At 64.3% G+C, this 19340-nt stretch carries 23 protein-coding genes and 1 riboswitch; of the genes, 16 read left to right on the forward strand and 7 right to left on the reverse strand.

From position 1 onward, the window contains the following. Window positions 1-217: 217 nt before the first annotated feature. Genes FDN03_RS11975 through arsB form a run of 3 tightly spaced genes read right to left on the reverse strand, consistent with a single transcriptional unit; the run spans window position 218 to window position 3085 of the window. The gene (locus FDN03_RS11975; protein ID WP_138177349.1) at window positions 218-1576 is read right to left on the reverse strand and encodes an FAD-dependent oxidoreductase; all 1359 of its coding nucleotides are present in this window, start codon (window positions 1574-1576) and stop codon (window positions 218-220) included. A 12-nt stretch (window positions 1577-1588) separates the two neighbouring features. After that, window positions 1589-1996 (reverse strand): arsenate reductase ArsC, encoded by a 408-nt coding sequence (locus tag FDN03_RS11980; protein ID WP_138177351.1) that lies wholly within the window; start codon window positions 1994-1996, stop codon window positions 1589-1591. Window positions 1997-1999: 3 nt separating this feature from the next. After that, window positions 2000-3085 carry an ACR3 family arsenite efflux transporter gene (arsB, locus tag FDN03_RS11985; RefSeq protein ID WP_138177353.1) on the reverse strand — a complete coding sequence of 362 codons (1086 nt, stop codon included), beginning with the start codon at window positions 3083-3085 and terminating at the stop codon, window positions 2000-2002. A gap of 101 nt (window positions 3086-3186) precedes the next feature. Here arsB and FDN03_RS11990 point away from each other — a divergent pair, with 101 nt between their 5' ends. Beyond that, the gene (locus FDN03_RS11990; RefSeq protein WP_138177355.1) at window positions 3187-3537 is read left to right on the forward strand and encodes a metalloregulator ArsR/SmtB family transcription factor; all 351 of its coding nucleotides are present in this window, start codon (window positions 3187-3189) and stop codon (window positions 3535-3537) included. A gap of 28 nt (window positions 3538-3565) precedes the next feature. Here the strand turns inward: FDN03_RS11990 and FDN03_RS11995 are convergent, their stop codons facing one another. Both FDN03_RS11995 and FDN03_RS12000 read right to left on the reverse strand, forming a co-directional pair. Beyond that, a complete protein-coding gene (locus tag FDN03_RS11995; protein WP_054820697.1) occupies window positions 3566-4267 on the reverse strand; it encodes a mismatch-specific DNA-glycosylase in 702 nt (233 codons plus the stop codon). Window positions 4268-4333: 66 nt separating this feature from the next. Then, the gene (locus tag FDN03_RS12000; protein ID WP_138177357.1) at window positions 4334-5164 is read right to left on the reverse strand and encodes an alpha/beta hydrolase; all 831 of its coding nucleotides are present in this window, start codon (window positions 5162-5164) and stop codon (window positions 4334-4336) included. A 352-nt stretch (window positions 5165-5516) separates the two neighbouring features. Between FDN03_RS12000 and FDN03_RS12005 the strand changes: the two genes are divergently transcribed. The 10 genes from FDN03_RS12005 (at window position 5517) to FDN03_RS12050 (ending at window position 13468) form a co-directional block, all read left to right on the forward strand. After that, entirely contained in the window at window positions 5517-6080 is a 564-nt protein-coding gene (locus FDN03_RS12005; protein ID WP_249354530.1) for a type 1 glutamine amidotransferase domain-containing protein, read from the forward strand. Window positions 6081-6176: 96 nt separating this feature from the next. After that, window positions 6177-6395, forward strand: coding sequence for a hypothetical protein (locus FDN03_RS12010; RefSeq protein ID WP_138177359.1), 219 nt, complete (start codon window positions 6177-6179; stop codon window positions 6393-6395). Window positions 6396-6425: 30 nt separating this feature from the next. Continuing rightward, entirely contained in the window at window positions 6426-7193 is a 768-nt protein-coding gene (locus FDN03_RS12015) for an isocitrate lyase/phosphoenolpyruvate mutase family protein (RefSeq protein WP_138177361.1), read from the forward strand. A gap of 505 nt (window positions 7194-7698) precedes the next feature. Next, entirely contained in the window at window positions 7699-8340 is a 642-nt protein-coding gene (locus FDN03_RS12020; RefSeq protein WP_138177363.1) for a LemA family protein, read from the forward strand. Next, window positions 8337-9545: a DUF3137 domain-containing protein gene (locus FDN03_RS12025; protein ID WP_138177365.1), complete on the forward strand. Its 1209-nt coding sequence runs from the start codon at window positions 8337-8339 to the stop codon at window positions 9543-9545. The genes FDN03_RS12020 and FDN03_RS12025 overlap by 4 nt, the downstream gene beginning before the upstream one ends. Before the next feature lie 183 nt (window positions 9546-9728). Next, window positions 9729-10463 (forward strand): VOC family protein, encoded by a 735-nt coding sequence (locus FDN03_RS12030; protein ID WP_138177367.1) that lies wholly within the window; start codon window positions 9729-9731, stop codon window positions 10461-10463. 54 nt (window positions 10464-10517) lie between these two features. After that, window positions 10518-11753: a lysoplasmalogenase family protein gene (locus FDN03_RS12035; RefSeq protein ID WP_138177369.1), complete on the forward strand. Its 1236-nt coding sequence runs from the start codon at window positions 10518-10520 to the stop codon at window positions 11751-11753. After that, window positions 11743-12573 (forward strand): alpha/beta hydrolase, encoded by an 831-nt coding sequence (locus FDN03_RS12040; RefSeq protein ID WP_138177371.1) that lies wholly within the window; start codon window positions 11743-11745, stop codon window positions 12571-12573. The genes FDN03_RS12035 and FDN03_RS12040 overlap by 11 nt, the downstream gene beginning before the upstream one ends. Further along, window positions 12570-13037 (forward strand): GNAT family N-acetyltransferase, encoded by a 468-nt coding sequence (locus tag FDN03_RS12045; protein WP_138177373.1) that lies wholly within the window; start codon window positions 12570-12572, stop codon window positions 13035-13037. Before FDN03_RS12040 ends, FDN03_RS12045 begins: the two co-directional genes overlap by 4 nt. Next, entirely contained in the window at window positions 13034-13468 is a 435-nt protein-coding gene (locus FDN03_RS12050; RefSeq protein WP_138177375.1) for an OsmC family protein, read from the forward strand. Before FDN03_RS12045 ends, FDN03_RS12050 begins: the two co-directional genes overlap by 4 nt. Window positions 13469-13563: 95 nt before the next feature. Here the strand turns inward: FDN03_RS12050 and FDN03_RS12055 are convergent, their stop codons facing one another. Next, complete coding sequence (locus FDN03_RS12055; protein ID WP_138177377.1) at window positions 13564-14574, reverse strand: GNAT family N-acetyltransferase; 1011 nt, start codon at window positions 14572-14574, stop codon at window positions 13564-13566. Window positions 14575-14671: 97 nt separating this feature from the next. Beyond that, window positions 14672-14784, forward strand: a riboswitch (TPP riboswitch). Here FDN03_RS12055 and thiO point away from each other — a divergent pair. From thiO to FDN03_RS12075, 4 genes are all read left to right on the forward strand, one after another. Beyond that, window positions 14781-15893, forward strand: a complete 1113-nt coding sequence (gene thiO / locus FDN03_RS12060) for a glycine oxidase ThiO (protein ID WP_138177379.1) — start codon at window positions 14781-14783, stop codon at window positions 15891-15893. It overlaps the preceding riboswitch by 4 nt. 143 nt (window positions 15894-16036) lie before the next feature. Beyond that, the gene (gene thiS / locus FDN03_RS12065; protein WP_138177381.1) at window positions 16037-16291 is read left to right on the forward strand and encodes a sulfur carrier protein ThiS; all 255 of its coding nucleotides are present in this window, start codon (window positions 16037-16039) and stop codon (window positions 16289-16291) included. 5 nt (window positions 16292-16296) lie between these two features. Next, complete coding sequence (locus FDN03_RS12070; RefSeq protein WP_138177383.1) at window positions 16297-17115, forward strand: thiazole synthase; 819 nt, start codon at window positions 16297-16299, stop codon at window positions 17113-17115. Then, window positions 17112-18260 carry a ThiF family adenylyltransferase gene (locus tag FDN03_RS12075; protein ID WP_138177385.1) on the forward strand — a complete coding sequence of 383 codons (1149 nt, stop codon included), beginning with the start codon at window positions 17112-17114 and terminating at the stop codon, window positions 18258-18260. Before FDN03_RS12070 ends, FDN03_RS12075 begins: the two co-directional genes overlap by 4 nt. 123 nt (window positions 18261-18383) lie before the next feature. Here the strand turns inward: FDN03_RS12075 and FDN03_RS12080 are convergent, their stop codons facing one another. Next, entirely contained in the window at window positions 18384-18659 is a 276-nt protein-coding gene (locus tag FDN03_RS12080) for a hypothetical protein (RefSeq protein WP_138177387.1), read from the reverse strand. Window positions 18660-18767: 108 nt separating this feature from the next. Between FDN03_RS12080 and FDN03_RS12085 the strand changes: the two genes are divergently transcribed. Then, window positions 18768-19301, forward strand: coding sequence for a GNAT family N-acetyltransferase (locus tag FDN03_RS12085; protein WP_138177389.1), 534 nt, complete (start codon window positions 18768-18770; stop codon window positions 19299-19301). Window positions 19302-19340 lie beyond the last annotated feature (39 nt).

Here is a 19340-nt window from a genome sequence, read left to right on the forward strand (position 1 = left end):
CCACTGGTATCACTTTCATAAATCTCCATCGATCCACCATGGCCAAGATCACCAACATGGAATCTTCAACTAACACGTGTTCGTCGTTCGGGCTCACCGTGGGTAGCCATGGTCCGAGGCATTCAACGGGGCTACCCTCACGCGACATTTCGTGGATCGCGGCTCGGTGAAATCGTGCAGTGTTCCGGTAGGGAACCCGAGAGTCGCCGGTTACGGATCAGCGCAAACAACCAGTCCGTCCAGACTCAGCAGTCTCACAGCTTGTCGCGTCGATGGACGCAGCATCGTAGGAACCGCCGAGGTCGGTGGAGCAGACGCCAGTCTCAGGCAGATTCAGCTCGACGGTGGTAGCAGCGGTGGTATCCCCGGCGAGGTGTGCGCTGATGGATCGGACCTGTTCGTAGCCGGTGGCCATAAGGAACGTGGACGCACGTCCGTAGCTTTTCATGCCGACGATATAGAAGTTCGGTTCAGGGTGTGCCAGCACCTGTTCGCCGTGGGCGCTGACCGTGCCGCAGCTATGGAATTCGGGGTCGATGAGCGGACCAAGCTGCCGAGGAGCCTCCACCGCCGGGTCAAGTTCCAGGCGCAGCTCAGAAAGGATGTTCAGATCGGGTCGGAAACCGGTGGCAGGGACAAGGTAGTCCACGTTCAGTTCTCGTCCGTCAGCGAGCTGCACGTGCAGTCGCTCGCCCGGAGTCAGGCCGGTGATGGCCGTGTTTTCCAGGAGAGTGACTTGTTCGGTGTCTACCAAGCGGCGCACGCTCGTACCGAGCTGCCCGCGAGCGGGCAGCTGATCGGCTGCGCCGCCGCCGTAGAGCTTGGTCGGGTTCGCGATCCCGCGCAGACCCCACAGGATCTGGGTGTCCTCCTGTTCTCGCTTGAGCCGTCCCAGGGAGATGAGGGTGTTCGCGGCCGAGTGACCTGCCCCGAGCACCAGGATGGTTTTTCCTGCCAGCAGTTGCCGGTCAGCGCCCAGCGGATCAGGCAGCGGTGAAGTGATGTGGCCCTGAGCATGAGCTTCCGCTTCTCCTGGGGCGCTGAGTCCTGCGCGTCCTACTGGGTTGGAAGTATTCCAGGTGCCGGAGGCGTCAATGACGGCTCTGGCGGTGAAGTCCTGGACACCTTCTGGGGTCTGGGCGCGGACCAGGAACAATGCTTGCTCGCGTCCGTTCGTACGGCTCCTATCCAGTCCGAGCCCGGTTTCGGTGAGGCGGGAGACCCCTGTGACGCGATGCTGATAACGGATTGCCGGGGCGAGCTCGGGATGGGCAGCCAGTGGTTTGAGGTAGTTTTCCACTAATTCTCCGCCGGTGGGCAACGAGGTTTCGCGGGGCATCGCCCAGTCACCGGGGTGGCTATTGGTGGGGGTTTCTAGCAGTCGGCGTGCTGCTGCATCGACGTTGTATTTCCATGGGGAGAACAGCTTGATGTGTGCCCACTGGCTCATGGCAGCTCCGGCATGCTCACCGGATTCCAGGACGAGGACATGCTGATCGCGTTCGCGCAGGTGCGCGGCGGTGGCCAACCCGAGAGGGCCAGCACCGATAACCAGGACGGGATGATCAGTGATCATGAGGGATTGTTCCTAACGCAGGGGAAGTAGTTCACCGATGAGGGTTTCAACGCGGGTGCGGATCTCATCGCGGATTGGCCGTACCGCCTCCACGCCTTGACCGGCGGGGTCATCGAGTTTCCAGTCCTCGTAACGTTTGCCCGAGAAGATGGGGCAGGTGTCGCCGCAGCCCATGGTGATCACCACATCCGAGGCTTGCACCGCTTCGGTGGTCAGGATCTTCGGGATTTCAGTGGACATATCGATGCCTTCTTCACGCATCGCTTCCACCGCTGCGGGGTTCACCCGATCGGTCGGCATGGACCCGGCGGAGCGGACCTCAACCTGACCTTCGGCAAGGTGTTGGAGGAAGGCTGCGGCCATTTGCGAGCGGCCCGCGTTGTGAACGCAGACGAACAAGACGTAGGGCTTGGTGTTCATGGTTTAGCCCTTCAACGGCAGAGATGCGGTGGGGAAGAATTTGCGCGACCAGAGCGCCACATAGACCAGGGCGACGAGGATCGGTACTTCGATCAGCGGGCCGACGACACCGGCCAGGGCTTGGCCGCTGGTGGCTCCGAAGGTCGCGATAGCCACCGCGATGGCCAGCTCGAAGTTGTTGCCGGCTGCGGTGAAGGCCAGGGTAGTGGTGCGTTCATAGCCGAGGTTCAGTGCGCGGCCGATGATCATCCCCGCGCCGAACACCACCACGAAGTACACCAGCAGCGGCAGCGCCATGCGGGCCACGTCCCAGGGTTTGCTGATGATGGTGTCCCCTTGCAGCGCGAACAGCAGCACGATGGTGAACAGCAGCCCGTAGAGTGCCCAGGGGCCGATCTTCGGCAGGAAAGTGTTCTCATACCAGTCGCGTCCCCTGGCCTTCTCGCCGAAGGTGCGGGTGAGGAATCCGGCCAGCAGCGGGATCCCGAGGAACACGAGCACCGACAGGGTGATGGCCCCGACGGAGAATTCGGCGCTGGTGGTGGGCAGGCCCAGCCAGCCGGGCAGGACCTGGAGGTAGAACCAGCCCAGCAGGCCGAACGCGAAGACCTGGAACACCGAGTTGACCGCCACCAGCACCGCGGTCGCTTCCCGGTCGCCGCAGGCCAGGTCGTTCCAGACCAACACCATGGCGATGCAGCGTGCCAACCCGACGATGATCAGCCCGGTACGGTATTCAGGCAGGTCGGGAAGGAAAACCCAGGCCAGCAGGAACATGAAGGCTGGGGCCAGTAGCCAGTTGATCACCAGGGAGGTGATCATCAGCTTCTTGTCCGCCAGGACGTGTCCGGTTTCGTTGTAGCGCACCTTGGCCAGGACCGGGTACATCATCACCAGTAGTCCTAAAGCGATGGGCAGGGAGACTCCGGCGACCTGCACCGAATCCACGGCTTGCCCGAAAGAAGGGATGAGTCGGCCCAACCCCAGTCCCAGGCCCATGGCCAGCAGAATCCAGACGGGCAGGAAGCGGTCAAGGGTAGAGAGTTTGCCGGAGACTTGTTGAGTCTGCGACGTGGTCGGTGAAGACACGAACACATCCTTACGCAATATTGATATTCATCGATATTCAGTTTCGGTTCGAGTATGATTGTTTGCATCGAAGATTGTCAATCTAGATGGAGTGCGCTTGCATGACCGCAACATCCATGAGCGCGGCGGCCGCTGAGGCCGCGTGCTGCGCTGCGCCTGCCGTTGAGGTGTTGAGTGAAGTCGCTGCCCAGGAACGTGTCCGGGTCTTGAAAGCCTTGGCTGATCCTAACCGGTTGCGCCTGCTCTCGATCGTGAAGAACGGACCGGCGGATGGCACGTGTGTTTGCGATCTGACCGAGCCGTTGCAGCTGGGTCAGCCGACTGTCTCACACCACTTGAAGATCCTTGTTGATTCCGGTCTGCTGGCACGCGAAAAGCGCGGAACATGGGCCTATTACACGCTTATTCCGCTAGCTTTGGAGAACGCTGCCACACTGATCACTGGACTTTAAGAGCTCTCCTGTCGATCAGTTTCTCGCTTCATCGGTCAACCACATCTCTCCGGGATGACGCGGACCGCGCGGTGCTTGCCGCCAACACCTGGCGCCACTTCTCGGCAAGGCTCGCCGTTGTTTCGTGAGCATTCAGGCCGCTGGGGTTGGGCACCACCCAAAGCGGAACATTCGTGGGCCAGCGGTCAATGACGGAGACGTCCTGTTCGCCCAGTTGGGCCCGTGGCAGTTCGAACGCGGCCCGAAATGCCGTGATGCCCAATACGGCAACGGCGCTGGGACGCAGCACCTGCACCCGTTCAACGAGCCGAGATGCCCCCTCGCGCAGTTCAGCGGCCGCGAGCTCGGCGGCCCGGGCGGTGGGCCGCTCGACCAGATTGGTGATGCCCAACCCCAGCTCGGCCAGCATCCGCTCATCTTCCGGGACCAGGCCCCGGGAAGCATCCACCAGCCGACCGGTTAGGCCAGCGAGGTGCAAGGAGGGCCAAAACCGGTTTCCCGGCCGGGCAAACGGCGCATTGACGGCGGAGGTCCAGGGGCTGGGATTGATGCCCACCATGAGCAGCTGCAACATCCCGGCGGACTGCTCGTCCGTCGGGTAGGGCAGCACATCGTCCCTGCCTAGGTCGGAGCGAAGGGCATGCTCAAGATCGGACCGGTCGGGCCGGCGGCCACCCAGTGGAGAGGGCGCGCGCCAGGCAGACCAATCGGCGGGAAGAATCGGGCGCATTCTCATTAGCCTACATTCCTGGGGCCGGCGCCAATACCGGCCGGGCCGGGCCACATACGCGGCGCACTAATCTGCGACCAGGCTGCGCATCCACGGCAGGAGTTCATCCAGGACGGCCACGTGTCCGGAACTGTGCATCTTGTGAATCCTGGCCTGTGGGATCATCGAGGCGAGCAGGTCCACGTGATGCAGGGGAATGATATGGTCGTCCACTGCCTGATAGAGATCCACCGCCCCGCACACCCCGGCCAGGTCCACGCCCCAGGGCGAAACAAAGGCGAGATCATCGTCAATCTCCCCATCATCACTTTCGTCGGCTGCAGCTTGTGCCTGCTGACCTATGCTGGCCCAACGGCCAGACAGGGCCTGCCAGTCCGCCGCGGTGAAGCTGTCCGCAGGGAATTCGGCGGTACTCTGGTACGCCGTTCTGGCCTCAACACCTTGTGCTGCTGCCCGCAATCCGGCACCCCCGCCGGCCATGCCTTTAAACCAGGAAGGTGCCGGATCAAAAGGCGCCGGGCTGGCGAACGCTGCCGTTGCCGTGACCCTTTCGCCGAGCAACGCCGCCAGTGCGAGCGCATGGGGCCCGCCACCGGAATATCCGGCGGTGGCAAAATGCTCAATCCCCAGTTCGTCGACTACTTCGATGACGTCTTTGGCGCTGTCGGCGACGGTGCGTCCGGTCCGACGTTCAGCCCCGGGGAAACCAGGCCGTGTCACCGAGACCAGACGGAGCTGGAGATCGGTAGCGCATCCTACGAGGGGTGAAGGGTGCTGCCCGCTATGCGGCGTTCCATAATGCATGACCAGCGTTCTTGCTTCCGATTCCCGGGATCCAGAGAAATGAATCTTGGTACGGCGTCCGTCGCGCAGCTGGAAGTCTTGGGCAGTGTTCACGGGTCACCCTTATGCCATTTGGATTCGAGCCCGTCGGTCAGCGGCGCGCTCGCCGGTCGTCTCAGGATTATCGCACCGATTATGTACGAACGGCAGGGTGCGCGCGGTTCAGGCTGAGTCATCCGAGTCTGACCGCGGCGGTGCACTTTGAATAACGAATCCTAAGCTCGGGAAGTCTGCTGGCGCGGGGCCGGACTCAGCGCCTACGTCTTGGACTGTTCTACCTGGTGCCGCCACCCGGGATGGCATTGGATTCCTCGCGGATTGCCTTGAGCCCTTCACTGTAGGTAGTGACCTTATAATCCGGGAAGCGCATGATGAACTTTGTTGTCTCAAAGATATTGTCGGTGGCGTGGCAACGCCGGACGGCAAAACCCCGGTGGTCGATGAGCTCAGCCTGGGCCTGGCTGGCGGGCTGCCTTCAACAACCAAGAAGATGCGCCGGAACCTGGCCCGCGTGTCTGCAGTCCTGGAACAGCCGGTGGATCTTGAGCAGGTTTCCGCTGATGACTTCGACCTTGTCTTTTACCCCGGAGGCCATGGTCCGATGGAGGATCTGGCCTACGACCATCGATCTGGGGAACTGCTGCGGGAACGGTTGGAGTCCGGTCGGCCTTTGGCACTGCTTTGCCACGCCCCGGCCGCGGTCCTGGCGACCGTCGATGAGGCGGGACATTCTCCCTTCAGGGGACGGCGGATGACTGGGCTTTCGAACCGTGAGGAGCTGTTCAATAGCTTCGCCCGCAAGGCTCCTTGGCTGTTGGAGGACAAGCTGAAGGAAATGGGGGTGAACTACAGCAAGGGACGGTTGCCGTTGCGGTCCTATGTTGTGGTTGACGGCAACTTGTACTCTGGGCAAAATCCAAAGTCCGCTGCAGAACTGGCACAGCGACTGGTCGCGGATTTGAGTCGATAGGGGAGGGTTTGCCATGGTCGGGCTGCAGGAATGCGGCGCAGTGAACCGGGAGGCTGCTGACGTCGTCCTATGATGGCGCCTGCGTACCACGATGTCGTGATCCGGCAGGAGTGGGAACTCGAAGAATTCGCGCAGCGGGTTACCGTGTGGCGCAGCGCCGTTGCGGCAACCCATGAGTTCTTGCTGTCCGAACACCGGCAGAGTATCGAGCTGGGATCGGCCGAGCAATATGTGCCGCATGTGCTCCTCGTGGCCGTGGTGTGGCACCGGGCCGGTTGGCGCCATATTCCCCTGGTGGGCCGGCTGGTAGGCTGACGATTGTTGAGCCAACTGAAGGAGAATCAAATGTCCGACGTAACACGGCTTGCTCAAGTATTCGCCGATGCCCACGCATCCAACGAGCTGATCGTTTTGCCCACGGTGTGGGATACGTGGAGCGCGAAGATGGCTTCTGATGCCGGCTTCAAGGGACTGACCGTCGGAAGCCACCCCGTGGCCGACGCGATCGGAAGTTCCGACGGGGAGAACATGGACTTCCAGGACTACCTGGCGGTGGTCAAGCGCATCGTTGACTCGGTCGACCTGCCGGTGAGCGCCGATGTGGAATCCGGATACGGTCTGGAGCCGGCTGAGCTGATTCAGCGTCTGCTGGAAGTCGGCGCCGTGGGCGCCAACATCGAGGACGTGGTGCATTCGGAAGGAAAACGCGTCCGGGAACGCCAGGAACATGCGGACTACATCGCCGCAGCTCGACAGGCCGCCGACGAGGCAGGGGTCGCGTTCGTGATCAACGGGCGCACCGACGCGGTCAAACTTGGCACCGACGTGTTCTCCGATCCGCTGGCAGAGGCCGCCGAGCGCATCAAGCTCATGGAACAGGCCGGTGCCCGCTCGGTCTATCCGGTGGGGCTGAGCACCGCCGATCAGGTCCGCAAGCTGGCGGAAGCCGTGAGCGTGCCTCTCAACGTCACCGCCGATCCAGTCAAGGGCCATGGCGCGGGTGACCTACCGGCCTTGTCTTCCCTTGGAGTGCGCCGTGTGTCCTTCGGTCCACTGTGGCAGAAGTGGCTGGCCGGGGTCTCAGCAGACGCCCTGACCAAGTGGATCCGGTAGCCGTACCCCGAACAACCTTCCGCTGATCGGCCTTGCTTACGCCAGCGTCGATCGTAAGGGAAAATGCCTGAATCAAGGCCCTTTCCGTGAGGAGAAGCGGCCACACATTCCATTCTGGAATGGGTGGCCGTTTTTTTGCGCATTGTCCGCAGTTGTATTGAAGAACGAGCTTCATGCTCTCGACGTGCACGGCGTAGTTGTCATTTGGGTGGCCATGGCGGCATCACCAAACGGCACAGACCCCGAGGCCCGTTCCTTTGAACCTGTCGCCGGAGAAACAAGCCAATGGAAGTACTAACTTTCTGACTTGGCAGGGATTGGCGACACGCCATTGCTGCCGCCTCTTCGGCTCTTATTCCAAAGCATCCGGATCCGCTGGGAGCTTCAATGCCCGGAGGTCACGGGGTCGTTGCGGTCACGTCATCTTCCTGAAGTCCCTGTGCTTGTTTGGTAGCGTATTGGGAAGTTTTGCCACTATGGATGGATTTATTAAGGATGTGGTTTCATGGGCAACTCATCACTCGCTTCCTGGGCTCCGGCGATCATCATCGGAGTCCTGGTGCTTCTCATCATCGGATGGGCCATTGCCGTCTACAACCGACTGGTGACGAAGAGGAACGCCTCCACAGAATCCCTGCGAGGGATCGATATTGCGTTGGAAAACAGGTTTGATCAGATCAAGGCGCAAGCCGACGCGGTCGCGGGAGTGGTAAAAAAAGAAGTGGACCTCATCTTGGGGAGCACCTCACTGCGCACCGGTCGCACCATCGAGCAGCTGAGTGTTTCAGAAAAAACGGAACTAAACGCCGCAATGGATGACGCACAGCAAAAAATCGTGGCGGAGGCAGGGAAGCCTCAGGGGCTGGGCTCCGGGCCGGGATCCCTGGCGTCACTGGAAAACTATCCAGAGATGAAAACCACGCAGAACGTGGAACTGTTGCAGCGCACCATCAACGAGACCGAGGAGCGGTTGCAGGCAGCTCGCCGGGTGTACAACCGGGCAGCAACGGACTACAACACGTCGCGCCAGGTCTTCCCGACGGTGATTATTGCCAGGCTTTTGGGCTTTGGCGGGCATGACCTGTTTGAGCTCTCGGATCAGCGCAAGCGCAACCAGTACGACCTGGAAGGGTTTCTTGAGTCATGAGCGAGCAAACTCGAATTTCAGTTCCGGACTTCGAAACGGTCTGGGCCACGGTGCAGGAGTCGGCCGGGGAACTCTCTCAACGAACCGCGTGGATGGGGCGCTGGGGAGGCAAGAGCCTGCTGTTGATGATCCCGATCATCATCGCTCTGCTGCTGTTCGTTGTGGCCCTGGGCTCCATGTTCATCGGCGACGGGCTCGTAGGCATGATTGCATTCGTCCTGGCGATCGTGCTCGCCGCGCCCTCGGTTATTTACGGCATTAGGCATTTCGAGGCAGCTTCGGAAGAACACGCCCAAGAAGTGGTGGCACCGATGGTCGAGCAGCTGGTGCAACAGTTGCGGGTTTCTTCAGTGACCGGCTCGGAAGCGGGTCTGAGCGCCAAGTACACGCCGGAGGGATCGATGCCGGTCAGCGTCCTGAGCAACGCCGGATTCATTCGTGATGCTAGGGCGCCGCAGGAGGATTTCATCATCGGAACTCTGGGGCAAACCCAGTTCATGCTCTCGGACGTCAAATGGCAGAGTTCCAAGGTCGAGCTCAGCGAAGAGGCCCAGCAACGGCTCGAGCGTCAGGCCCGCAGAACTCGAGAGCGTAAACTCCGGGAGCAATACGGACGTGACTGGAAACTGCACCAGAGCGACCCATTGCAGAACTCCTCCCTGTTGAGTTTGGTTCCCGCCTCGGTCAGAAAGACCGTGAAGGAAAAATACGCGCAGTTCGAAAGCTCGGTCGAGAAGATGGGTCCGTCGATGATCGTCTTCGCGGCGGACTTTCACAAGGAGTTCACCTCCAGAACCTATTTGCTGCCGCGCCGGCCGGTCGACCTGGCCATCCGGAACTTCACCGAGGAAAGTGCCGCGAAAACCGGTCTGGCGCCGATGACGTTGGAGGATCCCGGCATCACCGAACGCTTCGTTGGCTGGACCACCGACCAAACCGAAGCGCGCTATCTGATCACCCCGCAACTGATGCTGGCCATCAGCGATGCGGCTGCGCGGATGAACTCCGAACACATCGCCGTGTCGTTTCGTGGCTCGTGGATGTATTTCGCGGTCGTGCTTGACGAGGACCGCTTCAGTTTTCAGGTCGATAAGAAGAACGACGGAGGCTACGCGGTAGCCAAGGCCATCTATGAGGACCTGGTCGCCTTTTTGTCCCTAGTCGAAGACTTCAACCTGAACACGAGAATCTGGTCCAAAGCCTAGAGCGTTGTGCTCATCAGCAGGAGCCAAGGTGGTGTGCGCCGCAGACACCTTGGCTCCTTGGCATTTGTGGAGGACACCCCTCCCGGCCCGCGCAATCCGGGCCTGGGGTATTAGTGATCAGCAGCCGGCTGAGCGCCCAAGGTGGCCCTGTCTTGCTGAAGATCGGGGGAGTAGGGTGAGCTCATGTTCTTGGAAAATATCGTGATCGACGCACACGATCCCCAGCGGCTGGGCAGATTTTGGCAAGAGCTGCTGCAGGCAGAACAGCTGACGGACTCGCCATCGGGCTTCGAGACCCGCACGAGATTCGCCGACGACGCCTACCTGGACCTGTGCTTCCAGCCGGTTGCCGAGGCACCGCTCGCGCGGCCACGAATGCATGTCTGCGCTGTGTGGCCCGGGACTGGCGCCCAGGCCGAACAGTGGATTCTTCACCGGGGTGGGAAGCCAAGCACCCCAGCCCAGGCACCGGGTCATGCAATCGGGCAGCACGCCACCCGGTGGTTTCTAGATCCGGAGGGAAACCCTTTTTCGATTGAACCATCGGAGGCAAGAGACAACAGCCGCGGCGGCTTGGCAACGGTGGTGCTGGCCTCGGCCCAGCCGGGGCGCGATGCTGAGTTCTGGGCGTGTCTGACCGGATGGAAACGGCCGGCGAATTCAGCGCACGACCAACTGCGGCACCCATCCGGCCGCGGCCCGACGCTGGAGTTCGCAGCCGAATCACAGCCCAAGGGGGAGCAGAAGAACCGCTGGCACCTGGATATCCGGTTGGATCCTGGAGAGGATCCTGCAGTCCTGGCGGGCGTGATTGGTCAGAAGGGCGGCAGGGAACTGCACCCAGACTGGGGAGAACTGCCCTGGCGGGTCTACCAGGACCCGTCCGGCAACGAATTTTGCGTGCTGACTAGTCACTAGTTATTTACCCGGGGATCTATTGGGGTGCCTCGTCACCGAAGTAGGATGAGGGACATGGACCTACCTCACGTGCCCCGTCTGATACCTCCCGTGGCCGCCGGTCTGGCAGTGGCTGCGCAGCGGTTGCTGCCGCGCTCGTCCCAGCCCAGCCGCACCATGAAGATCGCGGCGACTGGGCTGGCCGCCTGCGCAGCAGCCGTAGCCGGTGCCGCGGTGGCAAGGTTTCGACAGTCCGGAACCACCCTGGATCCCGCCCAGCCGGAGGAATCCAGCGTCTTGGTCACCGACGGGGTCAACGCGTTCACCAGAAACCCGATGTATCTGGGACTAACCGGTGTGGTCACCGCTCATGCACTATGGCGCCAAAACCCCTGGGGGCTGCTGCCGGCTGCCGGGCTGTGGGTGTGGCTGGACCGAAAACAGATCCCGGCCGAGGAACGGGCCCTGGAGAAAATTCACCCCCAGGCCTACCGTGAGTACCAGGAATCCGTGCCGCGCTGGGTGGGATCGCGCAGCTTTGGGTGCGGGGAAATTTCCGGGAAGCACCGGCTTTGCGACGGTGTTCGCGGCCGGTCAGGTTCGGGTTCCGCAGCTTCACGGCTCGCACCGGGAGTCTGGGTTGGTGTTGGTGCGCTTGGTCTATGCAGCGCACTGCACCTGGGGGTGCAGATCTTTGAACCCGACGGGTTGCTGGCCGATGCGACCCAAATACTACTGATGCCTGCCCTGGCTGCCGCCTTTCATGCCGCCACCGGCGGTCACCAGCACCGATTGGTGCCGCTGGTGAGCGCGGCACTGGTCTTCTCCTGGTTGGGGGACACCATCCCACGCTTTGTGAGGGCAGAACCCGGATTTCTCGCACTGGTCCTGTCCTTCCTGGCCGCACAGGGCACCTACATCGCCGCCTTCTGGCCCTACCGGGCGACCTCGCTGCTGTGCCGGCCATGGGGTTTGGCGCCCTACGTCCTGGCGCTGGCCGGTTTGGTCGTGCGATGCGCACCACAGGCCGGCCAGTTCCTGCTCCCGGTGCTGCTTTACGGAATCTCCCTGAGCACCATGGCCGTGCTTGCTACCGGGCTGGGCCCGCTGGCTGGTGCCGGTGCGGCGAGCTTCCTCGCCTCCGACGCGATGATCGTGTTTCGTTCCTTCACCGATCTTCAAATCCCGGTCTCCGGGTTTTGGATCATCTCAACCTACGTACTCGGCCAAAGCCTGCTGGCGTGGGCGGTGGCCCGAAAAGTCCAAGAAGACAACCAGGCAACTGAGCCCGCTAGACTCCATGCCGGATAGGCCGCCAGAGGCAACCTTCGGGCAGGGGGCGGGGCAGGAACCTGAGCTGGTCATCGTGCACGGCAACGGGCTGGATCACCGAAACCTGCTGATGCTGGATCAAGCCTTTGCCGCCGAGCCGGCTTTCCGCCGGCACTACCTGGATTTGCCCGGATACGGCGCGACCCCGTCCCTGCACTCCCCGGGAGGTCTGCCCGAGCTGGCCGACTGGCTGGAGGACTGGGTACACCGTCATTTGGGGCGGCGCCGGTTCGTGGCGTTCGGGCAGTCAATGGGCGGGCTGCTCTGCCAGGAACTGGCGGACCGGATGCCGGAGCGCATCCTCGGGCTCGGGCTGCTGGCCCCGGTGGTCTTTCCGCGCACCGAAGAGCGCACCCTGCCGCCACGCACCGTGCTGGAAGAAGATACCCAGCTGCTGGCCCGCCTGCCTCTGCCGGCACGTGAAAACTTTCGGACCATGACAGTTCTGCAGAACGAGGCAACATGGCGGCGCTTCGCCGCCCAGATCCTGCCCGGAACGGAATCCGCGAACCTGCGGGCCATGGCGCGCCTGGCCAAGCGCTATGACCTTGACCCGGTCCCCGTGCGGCGCAGGACCCAGCTCAGGGTCCCGGTCGTTGTGATAAGCGGCGCGCAAGACCATATTGTGGGCAGTCAGGACGCCCGGCTCTTGCAGCGCCGCTACCCAATGATGAGCCACCACGTCATTGAGCGGACCGGACACAACGTCCATGTGGAACAACCGGCCGCGGTGGTGTGCGCGGTACGGCACTGGCTGGGAGAAGTTAAGCGGTGGCAGCAACAGGAGGGGCAGCGATGATCAGTACACGCGAGATCGCAACGGTGGACGAGGTGCCGGGGCTGTTGGAGATTTGGCGGGCTTCGGCTGCAACCGGACGCGAGTTGGTCTCTGCCGCCGACATGGATCGGCTGGCCCAGGCGCTGGAGGCCGTCTACCTGGGCAACGCCCGCGTGGTGGTGGCCGAGCGCGAGGGGCAGGTTGTTGGAACACTGGCCCTGGAGGGGGCGCGGCTTTGCCTGCTCTGGGTGCACCACGAGCACCGCCGCCGTGGCGTGGGCCGGGCACTTATCGGCCACGCACAAGGCCTCAGCTTTGAGCTGCACGTCGAGGTGGGTCAGCCGGAGCATGCCGTCGCGGCGTTCCTGCGCGCGGTGGGGTTCGCACCGGCGGAAACCACGGACGGTGTACCCCACGGTACGGTGCTGCGGCTTGCCGGTTCCGGTTCCGACCCCAGCGGGGACAGTGGCAGGATGGAGTCATGAGTGAAGAGAAACGAGAATTACGTGCGGTAACCGTCGAACGCACCACCAGCCGCCAATACCGCGCCACCAGCACCGAAACCGGAGCCAGCATCGAATTCGGGCAGGGCGAGGGGCTGCTCAGCCCGGTCGAATTGCTGCTGGCCGCCATTGCCGGCTGCTCGTCAATTGACGTTGATGTGGCCACCACCCGGCGCAGCGAACCGGAGACCTTCAAGGTGGAGGCCGCCGGATACAAGGTGACCGAGGATGGGGCCAGCCGCATGAAGGACATTTCCATGTCCTTCGACCTGAAGTTCCCGGACACCGAGGAGGGGCGCAAAGCCGCTGGAATGGTTGACCGGATCATCAAGCTTTCACACGACAAGTACTGCACGGTCTCACGCACCGTGGAATTGGGCACGCCGGTGACCAGCACGCGGGTCGACAACTAGGAACGCGAGGGGGCGCCGCCGGCTGATGCCGGTGGCGCCCCCGTCTTTTCTGGGCCGCGCACCCCGGCTTGGGGCCAACCGCGGATACAGCGCAGCTATGCCTCGCCCGGAGCCGGTTCCAGCTCCAGGGCGGCGATGGCCGGGAACGGGTCGCTGCGCAGCCGTCCAAAGGTCAGCACATCCACCCGGGCGCCGTCCATGACGAACTTTTCGCGTTCCACACCCTCCTGAATGAAGCCAGCGGCCCGGGCCACCCGCAGGGACGCGGGATTGTTCGCTCGCGCCCCCAGTTCCAGCCGGTGCACGCCGCCACTGCTGAGCAGGTGATCAGCCACGGTGGCCGCGGCCCGGCTGGCCAGCTGCCGGCCGCGGTATCCGGCGGCCACCCAGTACCAGAACCAGCTCAGCGTGTTGGCCCGGTCCAGGCTCGCGCACACCAGGCCCACCAGCGTCCCGTCCACGTCGATGGCGTAGGGGCGCTGCTCCTGCGGGGACGCCAGCAGCCGGTCGATGTAGGCGTGGGCTTCATCCAGGGTTCTTACCGATCCCTGGCGCTTCATCTGCGCATCCGAGGTGAACGCGGCCAACACCGCCGGGGCGTCGGCGGGGCGCAGCGGGCGCAGACGCGCCCTCGTCGCTTCCAGTCCTGCCGGGGCTGGGGCCGGGCGTGGCGCCGGGGTCGAGTGCTGCTGCGCGCCAACGGCACTGGCGGTGCCCTGGTGGTACAGCAGCTGCCAGCGTCCCCGCTCCAACTGCCACAGGGAACTGCGGTGGGCGGTACGCACCCCGGTGCTCTGCCAGCGCAGCAGCACCTGATGCTCGGACAAGGCCAACAGGCTCGGGGCGTGCAGGGCGGCCGGGGGATTATCGGTGCGCGTTTGGGTGGCCAACAGCGCGATGATCTCGTCCTTCGTGTAGTGCCGGCCCGAGACCCCCACCTCCTCAAACATCTCGTGCAGCAGCACAGCCAGCTGCTGCGCAGCCCCCCGGACCGCTGGTGAGAGCAACTGCTCTTCCAGGGCCAGCAGCTCTTGGGCCAACGGGTCGCTGCGCTCCAGGAGCCGGGGGTAGGACTGCGCGTTGTGGGTGGTGCCGGATGCGTTCATGCCTCCCAGTGAACCACGGGTTGTGTGTGCGGCGGCCCGCCGGCGGGACCGGCCGTCATGCAATTGGTGTTTGTGAGCTGCACCATGCCTATAATCCTTCTAACTCCGCGGGAGCCTGCGCGATCTGTTGATCCGGGCTGAGAGGGCTTCGTGCCGACCGCTACACCTGATGCGGGTCATGCCGCCGTAGGAAGGAAAGTGCCCTGATGCATGTCGTGATCGTTGGTGCCGGGATCGCCGGACTATGTACCGCTTTTGAACTGCGCAGCCGCGGGGTGCGCGTCACGCTCTGCGACCCTAACCCCGCCGGGGGCGCCAGCCATGCGGCGGCCGGCATGCTCGCCCCGGCCGCGGAAATCGTTTGGGGACAGGACCGGCTGCACCAGATGATGGCCGACTCGGCGCAGCTCTACCCGGAACTGGTGGCGCGCGTGCAACAGGCCACCGGAACGACGGTGGCGTACCGGCAAAACCCGACCATGGTCGTCGCCGCCGAGGCCGCCGACCGCCAGGCGCTGGCGGAGCTGGAGGAGGTCCGCCACCGGCTGGGGCTGCCCACCCAAATGCTGCTGGGCTCCCAGGCGCGGCGCAGGGAACCGGCCCTAGCCGGCAACATCGCCGGAGCTCTGGTATTCCCCGAGGACCACCAGGTCGATCCGCGCTCACTGACCGGCATCCTCATCGAGCATTTCAGGCAGGACCTGATCCGGGAGCAGGTCAGCGAAGTGGAGCTCTGCGGCGCCACGGCGCGGGTGCACACCCAGACCGGGCGGGTGCTGGAGGCGGACCAGGTGCTGCTGGCCACGGGCCTGGGACAGGTGCCCGGCACCCCGCAGCTGCCGTTGCGGGCGGTGCACGGCGACATCCTGCGCCTGCACTTGCCGGCCCACCTACGCCCGCTGCTCACCCACACGGTGCGCGGGGTGGTGCACCGGCGCAACGTGTACCTGGTGCCGCGCAGCGACGGCAGCATCGTGCTTGGCGCCAGCAGCCGCGAGGACGGCAACGACCTGGTCAGCGTGGAGGCGCTGTACACCCTGCTGGATGATGCCCGGCGCCTGGTGCCCGGGATCATGGACGCCTCCCTGCGTGAGGTGGTCGCCCGGCCCCGGCCCGGCACCCCCGATGACCGGCCCATCATCGACCGGGTGGACGCACACACGGTGGTGAGCAATGGGTTCTTCCGCCACGGCGTCCTGCTGGCACCCCTGGGCGCCCGGATCGCCAGTGACCTGCTGCTGGGCGCCGACCCGGGGACGCACCGTGGGCTGTTGGGGCTGCACCGCTTTCCGGTCGCGGCCAGCAGCACCAGCCGCTGATCCCGGTCACCCGATCAGGCGGCCCTGTCCGCCGCGCATCCGGCCCCGAACCCGGGCAGCCGCAGACATCCGGCGCCGCCCGCCACCCCGGTGAGCGCCACCAGCCAAAGCCAAAGCAACCAGAAAGAGAGGCACGAGAGGCAATGCCTGAAATCACCGAGATCGAGGTGCAGCTCAACGGCCAGAGACTGAAGCTGCCCGACGGGGCCACCGTGCGTGACATCGTCGCCGGGCACACCAAAAAGCTCATCAACGAACAAGGCCTGGCCGTGGACGGCTCACGGCTGGGAATCGCCCTCGCCATCGACGGGGACGTAATTCCGCGCAGCGCCTGGGCCAGCCACACGGTGGCGCCCGGGGCACGCATCGACCTGGTCACCGCCGCACAGGGAGGATGAGAAAGATGACCCAGAGCAACGAAGCACCCCACACGCCCGAAGATGTCTTCAGCATTGCCGGGGCACAACTGCGCTCCCGCCTGGTGATGGGCACCGGGGGAGCGACCTCCCTAAGCACCCTGGAAGAGGCCCTGGTCGCCTCGGGCACCGAGGTCACCACCGTGGCCATCAGGCACTATGCCGCAGCCGGTGGGGATTCGGTGTTCGCCATGCTCCAGCGCCTGGGCGTGCTGGCGTTGCCGAACACCGCCGGCTGCTACACCGCCCGCGATGCGGTGCTCACCGCCAGGCTGGCGCGCGAGGCCCTGGAAACGGACTGGATCAAGCTGGAGGTGATCGCCGACGAGCATACCCTGCTGCCGGATCCGATCGAACTGTTTACCGCCGCCGAACAGCTGGTGGCCGACGGGTTCCAGGTCTTTGCCTACACCAATGACGACCCGGCCCTGGCCCAGCGACTGGATGATGTGGGAGTCGCGGCGATCATGCCGGCCGGCGCCCCGATCGGTTCCGGGCTGGGCATCCTGAACCCGCACAACATCGCCACCATCGTGAACCGGGCCAGCGTCCCGGTGATCCTGGATGCCGGGGTGGGCACCGCCTCGGACGCGGCCCTGGCCATGGAACTGGGCTGTGAGGCGGTGCTGCTGGCCAGCGCGGTAACCCGGGCGCACAACGCCCCGCTGATGGCCACGGCCATGCGGGACGCCGTCAGCGCCGGACGGGCCGCCCGGCTGGCCGGGCGCATCCCCAAACGGGACTTGGCCCTGGCCTCCTCCCCGGTCGAGGGCACCATGCAAAGCCTGGCGGGACAGTTCTCATGAGCCCGTTGGAACCGTTGGTGGCCCCGGGCCCCGAACTGACGCCGGACCAGCTGGCCCGCTACTCCCGGCACCTGACGCTGCCCGGGGTCGGGCCCGAGGGCCAGCGCCGGATCCGCAACGCCAGGGTGCTGGTGGTGGGTGCCGGGGGACTGGGCGCCCCCATCATCAACTACCTGGTCGCCGCCGGGGTGGGGCAGCTAAGCGTCATCGATGATGACGTGGTGGAAGCCTCCAACCTGCAGCGCCAGGTGGTCCACCGGCACCAGGACCTGGGCCGGGCGAAGGCGGAGTCGGCGCGCCAGGCCGCGCTGCGCCTGGATCCGCAGGCCAACCTCACCGCCGTCGTGGACAAGCTCACCCGGCACAATGCGGTGGAACTGTTCGCCGCCCACGACCTGGTGTTGGACGGGACCGACAACTTCGCCACCCGTTACCTGTCCAATGACGCCGCGGAGCTGAGCGGCACCCCACTGATCTGGGGTACCATTTTCCGCTTCAGCGGCCAGGTGTCAGTCTTTGCCCCGGGCCGCGGCCCGATGCTGCGCGATTTGTTCCCGGAAATCCCCGACGCCGACTCGGTGCCCAGCTGCGCCGAAGGCGGGGTCTTCGGGGCGCTGTGCGGGGTGGTGGGCTCCACCATGGCCGCCGAGGCGCTGAAACTGATCTGCGGAATCGGTGAACCCCTGATCGGTCGCTTCTGGCGCTACGACGCCCTGCAAGCCACCACCGACATCCTGCGTTTTGCCGCGGACCCGCATCGGCAGCCCGTCACCGAGCTGCAGGACTACGAGCACGGGTGCGCCCTGCCGGCCACGGTACGGCAGATTGATGCCGGGCAACTGCAGGACGGGCAGGGACGAAACCAGGTGCTGGTGGTGGACGTGCGTGAAGCCTGGGAACGCGAAATGGGAAGCATCCCCGGCAGCGTGCACATCCCCCTGGAACGGCTGACGGAGCAGGGCTGGGCGGCGCTGGACGGGCTGGCCACGGCGGACCAGCTGGTGCTGGCCTGCAAGTCCGGGGTGCGTTCCCAGCGTGCCGCACGCATCCTGAGCGAAGAGCGCCCGGATGCGCAGGTCTTCAGCCTTCAGGGCGGAACCGTGCAGTGGTTCGAACAGGTTCGGGGCCGGACCCTGGTCTACTAGTGCCAGTGAGCCGGCAGTGTTTCACCGTCTGCCGGCCCCTGCCCGGGGAGTCATTGCCTTGCGCCGGCGAATCCAGGTGGCGACCGCGGCGGGCAGGTGCACAAACACCAGCGGAGCGAAGCTCTAGGAAAACAGAGCCGCGGAGCCGATCAGCACCGCGGCGAGCACACAGGCCGCCAACAGCACGGCACTCAGGATACGCATCCAAGCCTGTTCCGGGCCACCGGCCAAAGCGATCAGCAGACCGGTGCCGGTGGCAAAGGGAATCAGCAACCAGGTGTGCGGGCCCGGCAGCGCGAGGGCCAGCAGGTAGCAGCCCAGGGCCGAGGCGGCACTGAGCACCAGCATCTGGGTGGCGGCAGGAACCCGCGGCCGCTGCCCGATATCGGGAATCGTCATGCTCCCGCTCCTTCCCGGTGCCCTCCGTGCCGGCAGATGCGCCGCCATTGTGACCAGTGTGGGTGCAGAAATTCGACGATTCAAGGCCCGGGCGCGAATAATGGCTGAATGGAGAACGCAATGTCCTGGAAGGTCAGACCATTCGAGCTGGCCGATGAGCAGCAGGCGCTGGCCGCCCAGGCCGAACTTCAGGCCGATGACTTCGACTTTTTGGTTGGCCGAGGGGCGAAGGAGAGCTGGGCGGACTTTGTGGACAGGTTGGAGGCCAACCGCCAGGGGGTGGGGCTTCCCGACGGGTGGGTCGCCTCGGGCACCTTCGGTGGTTTCATCGGCGGACGGCTGGTCGGGCGTGTCGGAGTGCGCTATGAATTAAACGACTACCTGCGAGAATTCGCCGGACACATCGGCTACGGGGTGCGACCGGGTTTCCGAGGCCAGGGGGTGGCCACCAGGCTCTGCCGTTTCGCGCTCGCCGAGCTGGCCCAGCGTGGGATAAAGCAGGCGCTGATTACCTGTAATGAGACAAACGCCGCGTCCCGGGCTACCATCGAACGATGTGGGGGAGTGCCCGATGCGGCGCAACCCGCCGTCGTCTACAACGGGGACACCACGGTGCTCAGGTTCTGGGTCCCGACCGCCTGAAGCGTGGTTCCCGAAGTTTTTTTGTGTTCAATACGCCAC

It is taken from the genome of Glutamicibacter sp. V16R2B1 (assembly GCF_005774635.1).
In the GTDB taxonomy this organism is placed as follows: domain Bacteria; phylum Actinomycetota; class Actinomycetes; order Actinomycetales; family Micrococcaceae; genus Glutamicibacter; species Glutamicibacter creatinolyticus.

What these genes read in the sequence shown, in the direction of transcription:
- FDN03_RS11975 (WP_138177349.1), bottom strand. Translation starts at nt 1,576, where the DNA reads ATGATCACTGATCATCCCGTCCTGGTTATCGGTGCTGGCCCTCTCGGG.
- FDN03_RS11980 (WP_138177351.1), bottom strand. Translation starts at nt 1,996, where the DNA reads ATGAACACCAAGCCCTACGTCTTGTTCGTCTGCGTTCACAACGCGGGC.
- FDN03_RS11990 (WP_138177355.1), top strand. Translation starts at nt 3,187, where the DNA reads ATGACCGCAACATCCATGAGCGCGGCGGCCGCTGAGGCCGCGTGCTGC.
- FDN03_RS11995 (WP_054820697.1), bottom strand. Translation starts at nt 4,267, where the DNA reads ATGCGCCCGATTCTTCCCGCCGATTGGTCTGCCTGGCGCGCGCCCTCT.
- FDN03_RS12015 (WP_138177361.1), top strand. Translation starts at nt 6,426, where the DNA reads ATGTCCGACGTAACACGGCTTGCTCAAGTATTCGCCGATGCCCACGCA.
- FDN03_RS12020 (WP_138177363.1), top strand. Translation starts at nt 7,699, where the DNA reads ATGGGCAACTCATCACTCGCTTCCTGGGCTCCGGCGATCATCATCGGA.
- FDN03_RS12025 (WP_138177365.1), top strand. Translation starts at nt 8,337, where the DNA reads ATGAGCGAGCAAACTCGAATTTCAGTTCCGGACTTCGAAACGGTCTGG.
- FDN03_RS12030 (WP_138177367.1), top strand. Translation starts at nt 9,729, where the DNA reads ATGTTCTTGGAAAATATCGTGATCGACGCACACGATCCCCAGCGGCTG.
- FDN03_RS12035 (WP_138177369.1), top strand. Translation starts at nt 10,518, where the DNA reads ATGGACCTACCTCACGTGCCCCGTCTGATACCTCCCGTGGCCGCCGGT.
- FDN03_RS12040 (WP_138177371.1), top strand. Translation starts at nt 11,743, where the DNA reads ATGCCGGATAGGCCGCCAGAGGCAACCTTCGGGCAGGGGGCGGGGCAG.
- FDN03_RS12045 (WP_138177373.1), top strand. Translation starts at nt 12,570, where the DNA reads ATGATCAGTACACGCGAGATCGCAACGGTGGACGAGGTGCCGGGGCTG.
- FDN03_RS12050 (WP_138177375.1), top strand. Translation starts at nt 13,034, where the DNA reads ATGAGTGAAGAGAAACGAGAATTACGTGCGGTAACCGTCGAACGCACC.
- FDN03_RS12055 (WP_138177377.1), bottom strand. Translation starts at nt 14,574, where the DNA reads ATGAACGCATCCGGCACCACCCACAACGCGCAGTCCTACCCCCGGCTC.
- thiO (WP_138177379.1), top strand. Translation starts at nt 14,781, where the DNA reads ATGCATGTCGTGATCGTTGGTGCCGGGATCGCCGGACTATGTACCGCT.
- thiS (WP_138177381.1), top strand. Translation starts at nt 16,037, where the DNA reads ATGCCTGAAATCACCGAGATCGAGGTGCAGCTCAACGGCCAGAGACTG.
- FDN03_RS12070 (WP_138177383.1), top strand. Translation starts at nt 16,297, where the DNA reads ATGACCCAGAGCAACGAAGCACCCCACACGCCCGAAGATGTCTTCAGC.
- FDN03_RS12075 (WP_138177385.1), top strand. Translation starts at nt 17,112, where the DNA reads ATGAGCCCGTTGGAACCGTTGGTGGCCCCGGGCCCCGAACTGACGCCG.
- FDN03_RS12080 (WP_138177387.1), bottom strand. Translation starts at nt 18,659, where the DNA reads ATGACGATTCCCGATATCGGGCAGCGGCCGCGGGTTCCTGCCGCCACC.
- FDN03_RS12085 (WP_138177389.1), top strand. Translation starts at nt 18,768, where the DNA reads ATGGAGAACGCAATGTCCTGGAAGGTCAGACCATTCGAGCTGGCCGAT.